Source organism: Shewanella acanthi (assembly GCF_019457475.1).
Classification (GTDB): Bacteria; Pseudomonadota; Gammaproteobacteria; order Enterobacterales; family Shewanellaceae; genus Shewanella; species Shewanella acanthi.
Genome location: NZ_CP080413.1, coordinates 3,380,360 through 3,398,392, shown reverse-complemented (window position 1 = coordinate 3,398,392; position 18,033 = coordinate 3,380,360). Strand labels below are relative to the sequence as shown.

The window sequence follows — 18,033 nt, the reverse complement described above, 5'->3', positions numbered from 1 at the left end:
CAAAATGGGTTGGGGTATACCTTGCTGGCTTGGTTGTCTGTTGATACTTGGTGGATCAGTGTTTTATCGATTGCGTACTTGGCTGTGTTGTTTATTGTCGCCCAATGGGGTCAAAATCAAGAAATAGGTCAATGGCGTAAGAGACCTTGGGTTTATAGCCTTTCTCTTGGGGTTTGTGCGACATCGTGGGCATTTTACGGCACTGTCGGTCAAGCGGCGGTAACGGGCGCTTGGTTAGCCCCTATTTACATAGGCTCTATCCTCTGTTTGGTGCTGGCTTGGCCTATGTTGATGCGTACCTTGCAAATCGTTAAAAGCCAAAACTTGACTTCGATTGCCGATTTTATTGCTTGCCGTTTCGACCGTTCTCCCAAAATTGCTGCCAGCGTTGCGATTGTCTCTCTGCTAGGGACCATTCCCTATATTGCGCTGCAGCTTAGGGCCATTAGTACCAGCTTTGACTTACTCACCGGCACCTTTCAATCGGGGATCAGTACCGCATTTATTGTGACGATAGTCCTCATTGTATTCAGTATTTTATTTGGTACGCGTCAGCTTGCCGCCAGCAATAATAATCAAGGGTTAGTATTAGCCATTGCCTTTAGCTCTGTGGTGAAACTGGTTGCATTAACCGCCGTGGGGATATTTGCCACTTTCTATATTTTTGATGGTTTTAGCGATCTGCTCTCCAAAGGTGCGAGTTTGCCACCCAGCAATGATGAGGGGTCAATTTACTTTGTCCTATCCCAGATCCTACTTGGGGCGATTACTATTTATGCCCTGCCGCAAGAATTTCACATGATGATGATTGAAAATCACCATGGTAAAGAGCTCAAAGCCGCTCGTTGGATGGTTCCCTGTTACCTATTGATGCTTAATATTTTTGTGTTGCCAATTGCCATTGCAGGGCAGCTAAGTTTCCCCGGTGGTAGTGTCGATGCCGATACCTATGTGTTGACCCTGCCGCTGTTTTATCAGCAGGCATGGCTAGGAATTTTGGTGTATATCGGAGGGCTTGCAGCGGCAACGGCGATGGTGATTGTGGCAACGATCGTGCTCAGTACTATGATATCGACTGAAATCTTAACACCTGCCCTGTTACAGATATCCAAATTTAATTCCCAACAAACCCCTCAACTCTCAGGTATTTTGCTGCGCCTAAGACGAATTTCAATTGCGGTCATTCTGCTGTCGGCCTTCGCCTTCGAGCGATACATCGACCAGCAAAATCATCTAGCGAGTATTGGTCTGTTATCCTTCGTGCTGTTATCCCAATTTGCCCCCGCAGCCGTAGGGGCGCTCTACTGGCGCCGTGCAACCACACAGGGAGCCTTTACTGGCTTATTGATGGGCAGTCTAGTTTGGCTTTATACCCTGTTATTACCTGTGACTTTAGCCGAGGCGCAGTGGGTACAACTTGGGCCTTGGGGGATTGATTGGCTAAAACCCACGGCACTCTTTGGTTTAAGCGGGCTTGATAATATCAGTCATGGTCTCTTTTACAGTTTATTGATTAACATCAGCTGTTTTGTACTGATTTCTCTATTGAAAGACCCAAGCGTTGGCGAAGTGCTACAGGCTGATGTGTTTGTGAACCGTAAAGTTCTGCCTCTGGAGCGGGATCTGTCCATCGAGGATCTTGCAAGCCTATTACACCGTTTCATTAATCGTGAGGAAGCACAGGAGCTACTTGCCAGGGCGAAAGTGCTTGGTTCAGAGGTGAACTTGCAGTCGCGCCGAGAGGAGTTGGTGGACTATACCCGACTTAAACTTTCGGGCGTGCTGGGTTCTGCTTCGACCCGAATGGTGATGAATGCGGCTTCTCGCTCGCAGCAGGTGCCGCTAGAGGATGTGGTGAGCATAGTCGATGAGGCCAACCAGATATTCGAGTTTAACCGCGAGCTGCTGCAATCTGGAGTAGAAAATATCGAGCAGGGTATTAGCGTGGTCGATGCCGATATGCGCCTTGTTGCTTGGAATAAACGCTATATCGAATTATTAGATTATCCAAAGGATTACGTAAAAGCGGGTATTCCGATTGAGAAGCTACTGCGTTACAACATCGACCGCGGCATTATCAAAGGTGATGAGGCCGAGGAGCTTATCGAAAAGCGCCTCGCCCATATGCGTAGCGGCAGTCCCCACCATTTTTTACGTACCATGTTAGATGGTAAGGTGTTGGAAATTCGCGGACAAGCCATGCCGGGTGGCGGCTTCGTCAGTACCTTTACCGACATTACCGACCATATTCAGGCCGAAAAGGCACTGCAACTGGCTAATGAAACGCTAGAGAAGAGAGTCGAGAGTCGCACCATGGAGCTGGCTAAAGCTAAGGCCGAAGCCGAAGCCGCCAATAGTAGCAAGACCCGTTTTCTCGCAGCGGCGAGCCACGATTTAATGCAGCCATTTAATGCCTTAACGCTTTTCACCGAAATGCTAAAACAGAAAGTCACCTCGACCGAATTGCATGATTTAGCGACCCATATTGAAGAGTCGTTAAATGTGGTGGAAAGTCTCTTGTCTGATTTAGTGGAAATCTCGCGTCTCGATAGTAACTCATTAAAGACAGAGCAGAGTCAGTTTGCGATTGATGATTTACTGTCGACCTTAGTGAATGAATTCAACGCGCTTGCTAATAAGCAGGGAATTGATTTTTCCTATCAGTTTTCCTCGTGTTTTGTGCAAAGTGATCAACGACTCCTAAGGCGCATCATTCAAAACTTTTTATCTAACGCCTTTCATTATTCGCCCGCAGGGGCGATGGGCGCGAATTCCAGTCGAGGTAAAAGCAGTCTGAATGGCACTAACGCCGAAGTTAGCGCCGAGGCTGATGGATTTATATCCTGTGACTTCAAGCCGAAGGTGACCCTTGGGGTGAGAAGACTGGGGAACAGCTTACTTATTCAAGTGTGGGACAATGGCCCTGGTATTCCAAAGGACAAACAGCAGGCGATTTTTGGGGAGTTTGAACGATTAGAGTTAACCCGTGAAATCCCAGGCCTTGGCTTAGGCTTAGCGATTTGTGACCGTATCGCTAAGCTGCTCGGGTTGAAAATCCACTTACACTCTGAGGTCGGAAAAGGGACCTGTTTCAGTATTGAAGTGCCCCGTATTTGCGAGCTTAAAAAGCCGAGTAATGTGGTGCAGTTGCACCGTGAGGAAGAGCTTGCCGCAGACAGGTTTAACCTAAAAGTGCTGGTTATCGATAATGACGAGCTTATGCTAAAAGCGATTTCATCCTTACTCTTAGGTTGGGGCTGTCAGGTGATTACCGCACGGGATAAAGTCACCGCTCTGCAGCAAATGACCGAGCATGGCCGACCCAAGCTTATCGTGGCGGATTACCATTTAGATGATGATGTTAATGGAGTGGATTTAGTGACTGAATTACTCCAGCAGCCGTTGATGACAGCACCTATGACTGAGAGCAAACCAACCTGTGTGATTTGCTCAGCCGATCCTTCGGAGTCGGTGCGTCAGCATACCAGTAGCGCCGAATTTAGTTTTGTGCGTAAACCGGTTAAGGCCATCGCCCTGAAGCGAATCGTGAAGCAGTTAGTTTAGGCTTTGATAGTAATGCGATTTGGTCGGTTTATTGGTATAGGATTGGTAAAACAGTGGCTGTAATTGCCACTGTTTTATTTTGGAGTGATAAATGGGAGAAAAGGACTAGCCGTTAACCACTTGCTTATCGTGATTGCTGTCGTTGTTGGTGAGCATCAATTGCTGGAAGACCAGTCCCGCTTGGGTACGGTTATAGACTTCGAGTTTTAATAAAATTGCCGACACGTGCTTTTTAACCGTGGTTTCTTTGATATCAAGGTCATAGGCGATTTGCTTATTGAGGCGGCCATTGGCGATACTGGCGAGCACTGTGTATTGCTGCGGTGTCAATTGGGCTAATTGTTTAGCGAGGCGTTGATGCTCGGCGGCGGTTTGCAGGTCGACATTGATGTCAGTGTGTTCGGGGAGCCAGACTTCGCCCTCTAATACGGTGGCAATCGCCGTTGAGATTTGGGTGAGATTTGCCGATTTAGGAATAAAGGCGCTAGCGCCTAAGTTAATCGCTTTACGGACAATATCGGGTTGATCGTCGGAGGACACCATAATAACGACGATATCGGGAAAATGATTTTGTAAGAGAGTTAAACCGGTAAATCCATCATTTCCTGGCATATGTAAATCGAGGAAAATAATTTCAATATCTGCATTTTGTTCAACGATTGAAATTAATTCTTGAAAGTTTTCAGCTTCCAATACTTCAGCACTATCAAAATTTTTTAGTACCGCCTGCGTCAAGGCAGTTCTAAATAGTGGGTGGTCATCTGCAATAGCCACTTTAATTTGAGACATAATCCATTCCCTTTGTTAGTCCAATGCCAGTTTAATCCCATTAGAAATTAATGCTAGAGAATCTTTCCCTGGTTTAAAAATAATAACCGACTCAGTTGAGTCGGTTATTTTAGGGCGAATATACAATATTATTCTAGAAGCTATAGCCGACTGTTAGTGAAATAGTCTCTGGATCGCCATAATAGGAAACTAATGTAGTGTCACCGCCGGTTGATGGAGTATATCCGCCGTTACCATCTGGAGTTACGAAGGCATAGTTACCCACCATATACTCTTCATCCGTGATATTTTTCCAGTGAACGCCGGCATTCCAATGACCATCGTTGCTATACCAGTTAACACCAAAGTTCAGCAGGCCATACCCATCTTGGGATAACAGGTTGTTTTCAACCGCTAGGTCGTACTCACCGCGATAGTAGTAGTTGCCATTGGCGACGAAGCTACCGATATCTGTGTCCATGGTATAACTAAAACCAACGTTTGCCGTGGTATCTGGCGTATAGGTAATAGTGTAATGGTCGGTGATGTCGATGCGGTTGCCGCTGTTGTCGTAGGAGAATACTTTATCGAAGCTAGAGTCGATTAAGCCTAAGGTCGCGAATAAATTCAGTGACTTAGTGGCTGCGTATTCGACTTCAAGCTCAAGACCTGTAGCGTTAGATGTACCTATATTACCTAAGCGTTGGTTAACTTGAGATGCGTTTTCTGCAGGCAGCGCAGTAACGAACTGTCTGTCCTTATGATCTAAGTAGAAGGCAGTAGCGTTTACACGCAGGCTATCAAACCACTCACTCTTCATACCCAGTTCATAGGAATCAACAACTTCTGGATCTACCGCAGGTTCTGCGAAGGTCGCACGTGGGTTGAAGGTACCCGACTTAAAGCCCTGTGAGTAGCTAGTGAACAGCATCATATCGTCGCTCAGTTGATACTCTAGACCTAGGCGAGGGTTAAGTTTTGACCAAGTTTCTTCATCGTCTAACACCTTAGGAATACTTGCGTTGATCGCATCTTCATCGCGAACATAACCTGGATACCAGCCTGTTTCTGGGTATAGCGCAGTAAACATGACGCCGTTATAAACGGTGGCATCCTTAGTTTCACGGGTATAACGCAGGCCAGCGGTCATCGATAATTTATCTGTGATATCGTAGGTACCTTGAGCGTAGGCAGCATAGCTTTCGCTGTTGTTACAACCACGTACCTCACGGGTTAGACCGCCTAGGGCTTTATAGTATTCATACAGGATGGCATCGAACATACCGCATGAATCGCCCTTAAAGTAATACAGGCCTGAAACAAGTTTCAAATCATCGCCATCGTAGTTAGCCTGGAATTCTTGGCTGAATTGCTCGTCATCATAGATAGCGGGTACGTCGAAAATACGCAGGCTAGTGTTATCGAAGTCGATGTTGGTCGGTGAGTAACTTTCACGTGATGAAGTCACTGATTTCAGTGTCCAATCATCGTTTAGACCATATTCAATCGTGAGCCCCCAACCCTCAGTATCGAGTTTGTTCCAAGTCGGTAAGCTGGTATAAGAATCGTATTTGCTGTCCGGTACTGGCGCATTGGTCAGAATACTTGGCAGCATACGATAACCGCCCTTTGAATTCGACTCGTCCTTGGTTTTATCGTAGTTGAGGCGCATAAACAGGTTATCGGTTGGCGTGTACTCTAAGCTCATACGGCCAGCCATAACGTCTTTGTTATAGTTCTCAGTATCTTGGCTCGGTAATGCCGAGGTTAAGAACTCACCGAAACCATCGCGGTTTAAGCTCGCGAAGGCACCGCCAATGTATAGCTTGTTGTCAATTAACGGTAATTGACCCGCAATTTTGTAGTCCTGTTGATTGTAGCTACCGATGGTGGCATTGAGGTTTAACTCGGCATCGCCACTCATCTTCTTGGTTACGTATTTAACCGCGCCACCGATGGTATTTTTACCATAGAGGGTACCCTGAGGGCCGCGCAGTACTTCGATACGTTGCACATCGAGAATGTCTAATACTGCACCCTGTGGACGGGCGATGTAGACGTCGTCGATATAGATACCGACACCTGGCTCATAACCCCAAAGCGGGTCATCTTGACCTACACCGCGGATAAAGGCGGTGAGGGTAGAGTTAGTTCCACGACTGGTTTGTAGCGTGGTATTTGGCGAAAATTGCTGGATCTCAGTGATCACGCTGATGCCATTTTCCGCTAGATCGGCTGCGCTGACTGAAGTCACGGCGACAGGCACGTTTTGAAGGCTTTCAACCGACTTACGGGCGGTGACTTCAATGTGTTCTAAGATGGCTTGCTTCTCCCCGGTGCCAGCAACATCTTCTTCAGCGATAGCATAATTCGCTGCAAGAACAGATGAGATAGCTAAAGCAATGCAACTCATTTTGATAGTATTCTGTTTCATACAGATTTCCCGTTGTAGTATTTATTTTTTAGAGGTTAGAACTTACTACTATTTTTCTTCACCTTGACTCTATAGTAATTCTTTAAAATTTAAATCGGTACTATAGTAGTATGTGTTTTTATTAAGCTATATTTGTATTACGATTAATTACGGGTGTTTAATTTTATATTTTTAATTTTTATTCAATCCTATATCCCCCAGGTTTTAATTATTTCAGGCATGCTGCTAATTGGTGCGTTAAGTAAATAATCACCTTCAATTCCCCCGTTTTTAACAGTGGAATTAACCGCAATTCCGTGCCCCATATTATTTATTTCAACCAGTGAGATGACGGGTTGATTATTTGAATCTTCCCACGTACTAAATTGATAATCGTTAAATTGCTCAACTTTCGCAGTGGTATTAATTTGGTTGAGATTTAACCATTGCGCCGTCAATCGATGGGAATTCTCGGGATTTACCACTTGATCGTTTTTTCCCGTCCACACCGTAAGCTTGGGCCAGCGTTGCTGATTTGGGTGAACCTGCTTGGCTAAACGGCTGAGTTCCTCAGTCGATTCGGCAGGCCCCTGCTTCATACAGGAAATGGCCTTTGTCAGGTTATCTGCGCAGGGATAGGGCAAACCAGCTATCACCGCGCCGCCTGTAAACAAATCTGGATAGTTAACCAGTGCAGCACTCGCCATAGCGCCACCTGCCGAGAGGCCGATCAAATAGACCTGTTTAGCGGCAGTTTGGCTTTGCAGCTTAGTGACCATGTTTTTGATTGATAACATTTCGCCGCTATCGATCTGTGTATCCTGAGCAGAAAACCAGTTATAACAACGCTTTACATTGTTTTCAAAACTTTGCTGAGGCACCAACAAGGCAAACTTTTTCTCCTCGGCTAGCGCCGTTAACCCGCTTTGATTGGCAAGTTCTACTCCGTCCTGCACGCAACCATGAAGCAGAACCACCAGAGCAGAAGAGTTTGCAAGTTGTTGATTGCTTGGGACCAAATAGGAGGCGGTTAGCTCACCTGGGTTACTGCCAAAATCCGTGAGTGCTTGATAAGCTGAAGTTTCTGCTTGGGCATGAATCGAAAATAGTCCCTCAAGGCCGAGGCTTAGCGTGAGGGCTTTTAGGGTAAAAGATGTTGGTTTGCGCATAGGGCGGATTCCACGTTTGTCAGATCTAAACTTTTATAGTGACAACTTGCGCGGATCCCAGGGCACTTACAATGGCACTTTAGTTCCAGATCCCTTTAACCCATTTTTCTAAAGGCATTGAACTTCACCATAGCCTAAGACTGCTAGCTGTAAAGATGTTGATTTTTCAGACAAAAATTTTCAAATCTTTACCTGATCTCGACATTTCCTTCGTCTACTCGAATCAATTAACGCTATATACTGGTTCAATTATTTTTCGCTGCTAGTACAAATCACTCAACTGCCCGACGTGAACGTGCCCGCAGATTTAGTCGGCCGTCGCCCTGATGTGAAATCGGCGCTGTATCAGCTGCGCTCATCCCTTGCCAGCAAAGATGCGACCTATGTCAGTTACTTCCCGACCTTAAGTTTTACAGGTGCTATAGGTGAATCGACCTCTGGGCTTAAGAAGTTGCTGTGTAACCCCGTGGGCAGTTTAGGTGCAGGCCTAGTGCTGCCGTTTTTGCAGTGGAATCAAATGCAAATCAACAATGACATCGCCGACATCGGTTATCAAACCGCAATCGTTAATTACCGCAAGACGCTCTATAGCGCCTTTGAGGGATGTCGATAATGCGATTTGTGCTAAGCAGCAGTACGCTTATCTGGAAGAAACTCGCCCTGCAATTTACCGCGCCGGCCAAAGCCGAGGTCATCAATGAGAGTCAGTACCGTAACGGTGCCGTCGGTATTCAGGATTGGTTAGATGCCCAGGAGAACAGACGCACGGCCGAGGCGTCGCTGCTTGAGCATCACGATAACCAGCTCTCTGCCCAGTCGATGCTTTATCAAGCCCTCGGTGGCAGCGAAATTGCGCCAAAGCTGACTGAGTAATGTCAATGGCAAGTGATGACTTACAGTCTGTTTAAAAGCAAAAACCGCGAACACTTATTGGTGTTCGCGGTTTTTAAATTTGCGTCTTGCTTTTTGCGGACAGTCTAGCTTCGCAGTATTTGCAGTGGCAGGCTGAGCATCTCATCGCCTGTGCCTGCTAAGTGCCAAATGATACCGACAAGGGCGGCAACGGTAAGTAAATACCACACAGTCGAGAAGACTTGCCCGTATCTGTCCAGTGGTAACAAATGGCTCTGGTGGCGGCCGCGCCACTCGAATACGATTTCTAAACTACCAATTAACAGCAAGAAACCGAGTAGCGCCAGTCCTAAGGTATAACTGATATAAACCCCAAAAGCGGCCCCAATCACGCAGGCAATCAATCCCATGATGCTGTTCATGGAAAAACTGATGCTCTTGAGGATATGGCCACCATCGAGCGGCAAAATGGGCAGCAAGTTAAACAAATTCAACAGGGCATTAAAGGCCGCAAGTCCGGCGAAGAAGATATTATCCGTCACGTAGTAGGCAATCAGTGAGGCGATGGACATCAATAGCCCGAATGTCGGCCCCATGATGGAAATCACCACATCCTGCCAGCGGGTGTTAATTTTTTCATCGCTGAGTGCGAGACCGCCCATAAAGGGGATGAGGTAAATGCCCTTGGTTTTCATCCCAAAGTACTTCATTGCCCGAATATGTCCGTATTCATGGAATACTAAGCAGGCAATTAAGGCTAACGCAAACTGCAATGAAAACAGCCAAGAATAGGCCGCAACACTGGCGCCTGCGAGCAGCACTTTGACAACCTTGGCGCTTTTTAGCAGTTTAAAGCCAAGAGAGGCTAATCCCACAAAGCTGAATTTTTGGGTTGCCACGACAGGGACTTCTGGGGTTTGGCGTTCTATATCCTTCTCGGTGCGTGTGCCTTCGGCAATGATTTCATCATCTTGTATCAGACGGTAATCGAAGCGGAAGGGCTGCCAGACGACATCGGTTTCGAGCCGCATGTTGATTTTGGTTTCTTGAACTTGGGTTTCGTCCGTATCTGGAAGGGCAATGCTGCGCTGCGCCGTGATTTCAAATTGATGCACTCTTAAGCCACCATTATCAACGCTGGCGGCCTTTTGTGATACTAGGTTGTTGTCCCAAAACAGTTGTTGCCAACCCGCGAGTGAGGCTTCTAAACGCAGTTGCTTACCAAGGCAATCAATCTTAAGTAGTTCCAATTTAGGTTCCGTTTATTTTATCGCTAATAAGTCCTGATCTCTGCCATAGGTGACCAAAAGATGCTGTTTGCATGATGTTGGTGCCGTAATTCTGGCAGTACGACAAATTATGCCTGTGATTTTGCGTCGAAGATATGCGCTTTTGGGCTTATACAGTGATAAAAGTGGCACGTCCGAGCACTATTGCTCATCTAAACTGCGAACTATGTCGATGCCTTGGCTGATAGTGGTGAATGCAAGTTTCGCGATACAACATTGGCCAATCGCATTGGCGTGGTTTTGAACCCATTTAATAAAATCGGTTAGTGGCAACTTTTGCTCTTGCTTGAGCAGCACCGGCAGCTCAGCAATCGGATCTTCGTTTTCATGGGTAGGAGCGGTTCGAATTGAATATTGCTGACCTTTACTATCGAGTAAAAGGTCGGTATTGATGAAGTGATGTTGATTTAGGCAGGCGATTTCGAGCCAATCTCGCTGGTGGGCGAGGTAGAGCATTTCATCATTTTCAGTGAGTTTGATAATGGCGGGCCATTCAATCTCGGCCATTTTTACCTGGGTCATTCACACTCCTTGATGCGGCTTGGGCGAAATTGGATTTAACACTCAGGGCTTATCTTGTTGGCAGTATGCCATGGGGTCAATAGGGATTAAAAGCGCGGCGGTCATATTGGCCGCCGTGTTAGGGTGAAATAGGCATATGCCTAAGATCAGGCCTTAGCCTTTGCGTTGTAATCAAAGTGAATTTCTTGATTCTCATTACTAATGGTGCAAGTGCCGTATTCCCGCGTACTGCGATAGTTGGCTTGACCTATGTGAAACTCGACATTGAGAAACACATGCTTGAGCACAGTGATACGGTAGTTCTCATAGTAACTCTCGACTTCCTGTCTGAGGCTATCAAACTCCAATTCCTCACGGGTGCGCTCATCAAGGATACGTTTCTTCTCATCGAGCATGATTTTGATTTGCTCAATCATAATAGGGTCATCCTGCCATTCGGATTTTGGCGGGAGTTTTTTGATTTTCGCTTCGATATCAAGGCTGGCGACTACCATGGCCTTTACGCTTTCATCGAGCTGTTTAAGTCCTTGCTTTAACTCGCCCTGCTCCATGGCGCAGTAGACTTCGGTTTTGGTGCCTGCAGTCGCACCAAATACCACTGCGGTGACGCCTTTTTCCGCATGGGCGACACCGCCCACTAAGTCACCTCGACGGCCACTTGGATCACTGACCGTAAGCGTGCCAGCGGTTTTTGTATTGCTATGGAGTAATTGTTTCGTGACCAGAATATCGCCTTTTGCAGTGAGCTGGGAATACTGCACAAATTGAGCGCTGATTTGGCCTTGGGCATTCAGACTAGTTGAGAATTCATTGACTCTCACCTGTCTGCCAATCACCCCTTTACTGACGGTGATATCGCCTCCAGCTTCAAGGGTTGCTGATTCGACAAAGCCCATCACGGTAATGTCGCCGGTTGCTTTAACTATCATGCTTTCGCTGACATTGCCCGAGATCAGTACGCTACCCTTAAAGTTGATATGGCCAGTCCCTACATCCACATCCTTAAGCACTAAAACATCATCGACATTCATGCCACTGCGGGTTTCGACGGGTTGGCCACTGACAGAGGCGATAAGCTTGTTGGGGTCGTCTGGGTGCAGCTCAGTGCCTATTCCCGCCTGCATTGCTAAGTCTTTGCCGACCTTTTGTGGCAGCGCTTGGCCTTGGATGTTATAGCCAGGAGCGCCTTCGGTGGCGCAGTGTTTGACCATGAGTAAATCCTTGGGTTTTACCATGATCAGGGCGCCGAGGTTACGCATATCCACTGAGCCGTCTTCGCGTTCTTGGGGTTGTAGCAGACGTTCGCGGGCGAGGGAGACTTTACGTTCTAGAAGGGCATTTTCGCCATTGATAGGTTGTTTGCCGAGGGCAATTTCACCTTGGCAACTTTCACCAGGTTGTAGGGAATGTAATTTTTGCAGCAGTGCTTGAATACGTTGTTTACTTAAACCCATGGAGACATTATGGGACTTAAGTTCGTGAAGAATATCAGGTAGGGTGACTTCTTTACCGCCCCAAGGGGCGGTAAGAGTCAGTGAGGCATGCATTTTATCTTCGCTGATTTCTACACTGACACTGCCATCGCGCCTTTCGGCGAGTACTGCAAATAATTCAAATTTACCGTCATCTTGATGGCAGAGGCTGTTGGTTTGATTGATGATTTTATCTATAGCTGGTTCGATGGGGAACAGAGTGGCAAATTCGGGTACAGACAATAAGCGCATGATATCGTCACGGGTGATGGGACCGTGCACATTTGGAACGAGGCGTAATTCAGCCTTGGTATGATCACTGCTTAGCTCAAGAAGTTCAGGGGCTAACATAGCTTACTACCTACCCAGTTGTTTTATTATTGTTCGAAGTTCAATTCGAGTATAACAGTAGAAACTTTATGCAAAAAAGCGTTTTCGGCTTAAAAATCAACAAATGTTGTAAATTTGTTATTCGAGAATGTGGCGTTGATTTTTAAACCATCTTCAATGCTGTTTACTGTCTACTTAGGTTGGTTGGGTTATTTCACCGCCCAGGTTTCGACTCGACATCCCCTCGTTTAATAATATGATTTTATTAGTAATATTTTTATTTGTTCAACAGATTTGTATCAGCTTGTGAAGGAATCCACAGAATACGGCTGAAAAGCGAGCTGAAAGCGTGATTATGCATTAGAAATCAGGGGGTAATAGAGGCTTATTCAGGGCGATTCCGGGATGGAATCTTGGCCACTTAAAGGATTCGAGTGGCCGGAATGTGAATGTCAAAATGAAAGTATTGGGCTTAAATCTTCTGAAAATAGTACAACTTGTATTTGTTATTCTCCGCTGGCACTGTCAGTTGGCCAAATTCGGCGGCAATGGTATCGGAATAGGGCAGATGGCGGTTAGCAACAATCTGCCAAATACCATTGTGCTGCAATTGTTTCGCACTGTCGGCCACGAAGCGCTGGGCAATGCCTGTTGTGCTGGCTAAGCCATCGTGAAATGGTGGATTAGAGATAATACCGTTAAAGCTGCCTGTGGTTTGTGCAAGGCCGTCGGAGGGATAGACCTTAGCCGTCATACCGTTGGCTGCTAATGTCAGTTCGCATGAGGCGAGCGCCATGGCATTGATATCGACACATTCGAGTGACAGACTCGGCTGCGCCTTTAACAGTGCAGCGGTAATCACCCCTGCGCCGCAGCCAAAATCGAGCACGCGGCCCGAGAGCGTTGGCAGGTGCGATAAGAGTAATTCGGTGCCTTCATCGAGGCGTTTCTCGCTAAATACCCCGACTAAGTTGCAGATAGTCACTTTACCCTGCGGCGTTGCCAGTTGATATTGGCTCGTCCAATCGCTGAGAGAAATGGCTGGCGCATCGCCAATCAGGCTACTGCCATAGAGCAAACAATGTCGAGCGTTATCGAGTTTTACAGCGGTTGAGAAGTAATCCGGCAGTAGTTTGACCAGTGATTTAATCCCACCTTTGTTTTCACCTACTACGAGCAGTTGCCCATCGGCGACCAAGTGTTTGGCGGCGAGGTTAAACAGGTAAGGGGCTAAGGGTTTGGCCTTAGGGAAATACACAATAACCGTATCGTATTTGTCATCGTGCGGGAGCTGATGGCCAAAGTAGCAACGTAGCTTGCTGTTCGCCTGTGGCTCAAGCTGTAAATAGTGATGGTAATCTAAGGCGAGGGCATCGATAGACTCAGCGACATCAAGTAGCGCCTTTGGCAGCGAATCCGCCTCATGGTTTAGCACGAGGACCCGCTGCTGGCTTAGGTGGTCTTGGTTACGAATGATGATCTGCGATGGATTGGTTAACACTATGCTGGTACCGATAGGAATAATTGAGGCCATTATAACCCTAAATCGGCCCTCGACCAGTTAGCTCTTATTGGAAAAGCAGACCCACTAACTTGTAATGGGTCTATCGGATGCTAGGCTATATTAGTTAACTGCCGAGTTAGCTGGCTCTTTTACTTTCTTCGGTTTTGGCAGCAGGCTAAAGATTTTATTGGCGATATCGGTATTGTCCTGATGGCCATTAAAGAGTCCTGCAGCAGGGCCTGCGGCAAAAACCTGTACATCCATGCCAGTGTGGCCTTCGGTTGTCCAGCCTGTTCCAGTACGGTTATCAATCACATGGCGAACGGCAGTTGACATGGTTTCTAGTCCCTGCATGCGAGCGACGTTTAACTTAGCAATTTCTTCTTCAGTTAATTCAAAACCTAAGCCGCGGGATAAATCGGTTTTCCATTCATCGCCACCTATGGCGGCCTTCGCAAGCGTGTCTGGACTGGCGGAGATATTACGCAGCACTGCAGGATCCCATTTGTAGTTTCCATCGGCGCCGATAGATAAGCCACCCGTGTTATGGTCCGCGGTGATGACCATCAGGGTGTCTTGGTGTTCACGTACATATTGCTCAACGACTTCGATGGCATTGGCAAACTCGTCCATTTCGCCCATGGCAGCGGCGATATCATTGTTATGGCCTGCCCAGTCAATCAGGCTGCCTTCGACTAATAGCACAAAGCCTTGGTCATTTTGTGACAGCAGATTTAGCGCCTTTTGGGTCAGGGAGCTAAGTCTGTGGGCATCCTTTTCATCCACCGCCCACGGTAATTGCACTTCGGCGAACAGACCGAGCACCTTAGGTTGAGTGATAGTGGCCAAGTCCTCGAAGCGGGTAATGTGTTGGTAACCCTGCGCTGTAAACTGGGCTAACAATTCGGGCGGAAAATAGCTTTGTCCACCGCCCAATAACACATCTGCGTTAGTACTTAGATAGCTTTGGGCGATAGCATCGTAGTTTTTACGGCTCTCGTTGTGGGACAAAAAGGCCGCTGGCGTCGCGTGATTAATCTGACAAGAAACGGCAACGCCGGTACTTAGTCCCAGCTCCTTCGCCTTTTCAAAAATAGTCGGTAAAGGCTGCTTTTGGGTATCAACCGAGATTGCCCCATTATAGGATTTATTGCCCGTTGCCAGCGCAGTCGCCGCCGCCGCAGAGTCGGTCACATAACCACTTACGCTCGCTGGATAAGTGCTCGCCATGCCCACGAGTAGCCTGTCGAACACGGTTTGCTCAACTTCTTCGGTGTCCGGATTGTCTTTGTAATAGCGATAGGCGCTGGTGTAAGCAGGCCCCATGCCATCGCCTACCATGATAACGATATTTTTCGGACGCGCAGGCGCCTTGGCTGGCCCAATATCATCGGCAAAGCTTGGGGAGGCGAAACCTAATCCCAGCGCAAGGAGCAAGAGTGGCGCTTTGGTAAAACTCATATCGGATCCTAGAATGATGCGGCGCCAATAACGGCGCCTTAAATCAGTAAATTGTGTCTCGCTTTCAAAAATGAACCTAGGCCTTAACGCGCGCTTCAATGGCGTCCATCAACATGCCAGTGATATCCACATCGAAGGCCGCTTGGATTTCACGAATACAGGTTGGACTGGTCACGTTAATCTCGGTCAGCTTGTCGCCAATCACATCCAGACCGACAAAGATCAGGCCGCGTTTTTTAAGCTCTGGGCCAATGGCGCGGGCAATCTTCCAATCGGATTCAGACAATGGCTGGGCGACACCGCTGCCACCTGCGGCTAAGTTACCACGGGTCTCGCCCTTTTTTGGAATGCGCGCGAGTGCATAGGGCACAGGCTCGCCATCGACCACCAGAATACGTTTATCGCCCTGGGTGATTTCAGGGATAAAGGCCTGAGCCATGGCATATTGGTTACCGTACTGGGTTAAGGTTTCGATGATCACCCCAAGGTTTGGGTCGTCCTGCTTTACGCGGAAAATCGAGGTGCCGCCCATACCATCTAAGGGTTTTAAAATGATATCGCCCTTAGCTTGGTGGAAGGCGCGAATGCGGTTGGCATCGCGGGTCACGATTGTCTCTGGGGTAAATTCGCTAAACCAGGCGGTAAATAACTTCTCGTTAGCATCACGCAGGCTCTGCGGTTTGTTAACAATCAGCACACCTTTTTCTTCAGCGCGCTCAAGCATATAGGTCGCGTAGATAAATTCGGTATCGAACGGTGGGTCTTTACGCATTAATACCACGTCGAGGGCTTCGAGCGGCGTATCTTGTGCTTCACCGAGCTCAAACCATTTACTGGCATCGTTGATGACTTTTAGCGGGCGCATATTGCCCATAGCCACGCCGTTCACCATGGCAAGGTCGGCCATTTCCATATAAAACAGCTCGTAGCCACGCGCTTGAGCTGCCATCAGCATGGCAAAACTGGAGTCTTTCTTAATGTTGATCTCACTGATGGGGTCCATCACTATGCCGAGTTTTATCATTAATCTGTTCCTTATTGATTGCCATGGTTGGCGTAAAGCTGGATGAAGGCTGAGTTTGGGTTAAGTCGTTTAGCCTAAATCACCAAATCTAAGTTGTAGTGCGGTAATGGCCGTGAGCGAGGCGGTTTCGGTTCGCAGCACTCGGGGGCCGAGGAGCACATCGGTAAACTGATGCGTCTCTGTCATGGCGATTTCTTCCGCCGATAATCCGCCTTCAGGGCCAATTAACAACCGCACCCGGCTATGGGACAAGTCCAAGCCGTTAATACCGTGAGCCGCACGCGGATGCAGGTTAAGTTTTAATGCTTCAGTTGGCTCGCTGCACCATTCCTGTAATTCCATTGCAGGGCGTACAACGGGAACTTGGCTGCGACCGGATTGCTCACAGGCGCTGATCACGATCTTCTGCCATTGCTGAATTTTCTTCTCGAGGCGCTCGCCACTGAGTTTGACGCCGCAGCGGTCTGAAAACAGCGGCGTGATGGTATTCACCCCAAGTTCAACGGATTTTTGAATGGTAAATTCCATTCTATCGCCACGGGAAATCACCTGACCTAAATGCAGGTTTAATGGAGATTCGGAATGATTGGCATCGCAGCTAAGTACTTTTACCGTAACTGATTTTTTACCCGCATCGATAATTTCGGCAAGATAATCATGACCATCACCATTAAACAGGCTGATTTGTTCACCCGCACCCATGCGAAGCACTTTGCCGATATGGGCCGCACCATCTTCGTCCAGATTTAACTGTTGATTGAGGGCAAGTGGCAGAGGTTGATAAATTCTTGGAACTCTCATTGTCGACCTTATTCGGCTAATTGTGGGCTCGGTGGTGCCTTACAGGCACTTTGCACAAAGGGATTATGGTTTCCCTGCAGCTTAGCGATGGCGTTATCGCGTTTGCATTCAATAGTATCAACTGGATAGCTTTTATCCCATGCTTTAAATAATTTTAATTGCTGTGAAGCGATCTTTAAGCCATAGGTTTTTTGCATGTACAGGTAGGTTCGGGCGATTTTGCCACGGGCGTGGGGCGCGGGTTGTGCCTGACGATTTTTAAAATCGATAACCATGTCGCATTGCCCGTATTGCTCAGGTTTTCCGTTCCATTGACTGAAGCGAAAGTTACTGCGATCGCCATTCACTTCGCCAATCGCGGGCACCAAATTGTGCATATCCGCTTCCATTTTATTGAACTCGGTGCTGCTGTCGGCGCAATGTTTACGACCACCCTTTTGCCAACACTGTAATTGATGGCCAAATTCCCAAGCGGGGACCACGTGTTCCCACTCGATTCGATTGGCACGCGTTTCCAGTTTTCGCACTTGATAACCGCAGCTATTCAGATCTGGTTTCCAAGATTTACCTTTGATTTGAATGTCACAGCCACAGTAAAAATCCACCGCGGGCAGGGCATTGGCGCCCTTGTCCTTGTAGAGGGACTGGGACAACACTTTGGCTTGACTGAAACTGCTGGGGTGAGAAGGGGAGGCATTGGCGGGCAGCGCAATGCTGGCAACACTGGCGAGGCACAATAAGAGCGCTCGGCAATTGGAGGTAATGGCTTGCTTATTCAACATTTATCCCAAAATCATCATACTACGTGGGCCTTGGGCCCATCTTTTATGGCGTGATGTTAAGGGAAATGCCAACTCTTATGCA

General features: G+C 47.6%; 12 protein-coding genes and 1 pseudogene. 2 read left to right on the top strand and 11 right to left on the bottom strand.

Annotation, left to right across the window (positions count from 1 at the left end):
• The first annotated feature begins 21 nt into the window (after positions 1 to 21).
• The gene (locus tag K0H61_RS14560) at positions 22 to 3,564 is read left to right on the top strand and encodes a hybrid sensor histidine kinase/response regulator (RefSeq protein ID WP_220050207.1); all 3,543 of its coding nucleotides are present in this window, start codon (positions 22 to 24) and stop codon (positions 3,562 to 3,564) included.
• A 105-nt stretch (positions 3,565 to 3,669) separates the two neighbouring features.
• Here K0H61_RS14560 and K0H61_RS14555 read toward each other — a convergent pair whose 3' ends face one another.
• The 3 genes from K0H61_RS14555 to K0H61_RS14545 all read right to left on the bottom strand — a co-directional run bounded on the left by K0H61_RS14555 (position 3,670) and on the right by K0H61_RS14545 (position 7,914).
• The gene (locus K0H61_RS14555; protein ID WP_220050206.1) at positions 3,670 to 4,353 is read right to left on the bottom strand and encodes a response regulator transcription factor; all 684 of its coding nucleotides are present in this window, start codon (positions 4,351 to 4,353) and stop codon (positions 3,670 to 3,672) included.
• A gap of 133 nt (positions 4,354 to 4,486) precedes the next feature.
• Positions 4,487 to 6,766 (bottom strand): TonB-dependent receptor, encoded by a 2,280-nt coding sequence (locus tag K0H61_RS14550; protein ID WP_220050205.1) that lies wholly within the window; start codon positions 6,764 to 6,766, stop codon positions 4,487 to 4,489.
• A 188-nt stretch (positions 6,767 to 6,954) separates the two neighbouring features.
• On the bottom strand, positions 6,955 to 7,914 hold the full coding sequence (locus K0H61_RS14545; RefSeq protein ID WP_220050204.1) for an extracellular catalytic domain type 1 short-chain-length polyhydroxyalkanoate depolymerase: 960 nt from the start codon (positions 7,912 to 7,914) through the stop codon (positions 6,955 to 6,957).
• 265 nt (positions 7,915 to 8,179) lie between these two features.
• Here K0H61_RS14545 and K0H61_RS17925 point away from each other — a divergent pair.
• Positions 8,180 to 8,787: pseudogene (locus K0H61_RS17925) on the top strand (TolC family protein); the annotation flags it as partial.
• A 104-nt stretch (positions 8,788 to 8,891) separates the two neighbouring features.
• Here the strand turns inward: K0H61_RS17925 and K0H61_RS14535 are convergent.
• The 8 genes from K0H61_RS14535 to endA all read right to left on the bottom strand — a co-directional run bounded on the left by K0H61_RS14535 (position 8,892) and on the right by endA (position 17,951).
• Positions 8,892 to 10,016, bottom strand: coding sequence for a site-2 protease family protein (locus tag K0H61_RS14535; RefSeq protein ID WP_220050203.1), 1,125 nt, complete (start codon positions 10,014 to 10,016; stop codon positions 8,892 to 8,894).
• A 180-nt stretch (positions 10,017 to 10,196) separates the two neighbouring features.
• Positions 10,197 to 10,577, bottom strand: coding sequence for a DUF4144 domain-containing protein (locus K0H61_RS14530; RefSeq protein WP_220050202.1), 381 nt, complete (start codon positions 10,575 to 10,577; stop codon positions 10,197 to 10,199).
• Between the two features lie 146 nt (positions 10,578 to 10,723).
• On the bottom strand, positions 10,724 to 12,400 hold the full coding sequence (locus tag K0H61_RS14525) for a FapA family protein (protein ID WP_220050201.1): 1,677 nt from the start codon (positions 12,398 to 12,400) through the stop codon (positions 10,724 to 10,726).
• A gap of 451 nt (positions 12,401 to 12,851) precedes the next feature.
• Positions 12,852 to 13,880 carry a methyltransferase gene (locus K0H61_RS14520; protein WP_220052740.1) on the bottom strand — a complete coding sequence of 343 codons (1,029 nt, stop codon included), beginning with the start codon at positions 13,878 to 13,880 and terminating at the stop codon, positions 12,852 to 12,854.
• A gap of 123 nt (positions 13,881 to 14,003) precedes the next feature.
• Entirely contained in the window at positions 14,004 to 15,344 is a 1,341-nt protein-coding gene (locus K0H61_RS14515; protein ID WP_220050200.1) for an alkaline phosphatase, read from the bottom strand.
• A 76-nt stretch (positions 15,345 to 15,420) separates the two neighbouring features.
• A complete protein-coding gene (gshB, locus tag K0H61_RS14510; RefSeq protein ID WP_220050199.1) occupies positions 15,421 to 16,368 on the bottom strand; it encodes a glutathione synthase in 948 nt (315 codons plus the stop codon).
• A gap of 69 nt (positions 16,369 to 16,437) precedes the next feature.
• A complete protein-coding gene (gene rsmE / locus K0H61_RS14505; protein ID WP_220050198.1) occupies positions 16,438 to 17,169 on the bottom strand; it encodes a 16S rRNA (uracil(1498)-N(3))-methyltransferase in 732 nt (243 codons plus the stop codon).
• An 8-nt stretch (positions 17,170 to 17,177) separates the two neighbouring features.
• A complete protein-coding gene (endA, locus tag K0H61_RS14500) occupies positions 17,178 to 17,951 on the bottom strand; it encodes an endonuclease EndA (protein WP_220050197.1) in 774 nt (257 codons plus the stop codon).
• Between the last annotated feature and the right edge of the window lie 82 nt (positions 17,952 to 18,033).

Coding starts and splice junctions, on each gene's coding strand:
- K0H61_RS14555 (WP_220050206.1), bottom strand. CDS start 4,353: ATGTCTCAAATTAAAGTGGCTATTGCAGATGACCACCCACTATTTAGA.
- K0H61_RS14550 (WP_220050205.1), bottom strand. CDS start 6,766: ATGAAACAGAATACTATCAAAATGAGTTGCATTGCTTTAGCTATCTCA.
- K0H61_RS14545 (WP_220050204.1), bottom strand. CDS start 7,914: ATGCGCAAACCAACATCTTTTACCCTAAAAGCCCTCACGCTAAGCCTC.
- K0H61_RS14530 (WP_220050202.1), bottom strand. CDS start 10,577: ATGACCCAGGTAAAAATGGCCGAGATTGAATGGCCCGCCATTATCAAA.
- K0H61_RS14525 (WP_220050201.1), bottom strand. CDS start 12,400: ATGTTAGCCCCTGAACTTCTTGAGCTAAGCAGTGATCATACCAAGGCT.
- K0H61_RS14515 (WP_220050200.1), bottom strand. CDS start 15,344: ATGAGTTTTACCAAAGCGCCACTCTTGCTCCTTGCGCTGGGATTAGGT.
- gshB (WP_220050199.1), bottom strand. CDS start 16,368: ATGATAAAACTCGGCATAGTGATGGACCCCATCAGTGAGATCAACATT.
- rsmE (WP_220050198.1), bottom strand. CDS start 17,169: ATGAGAGTTCCAAGAATTTATCAACCTCTGCCACTTGCCCTCAATCAA.
- endA (WP_220050197.1), bottom strand. CDS start 17,951: ATGTTGAATAAGCAAGCCATTACCTCCAATTGCCGAGCGCTCTTATTG.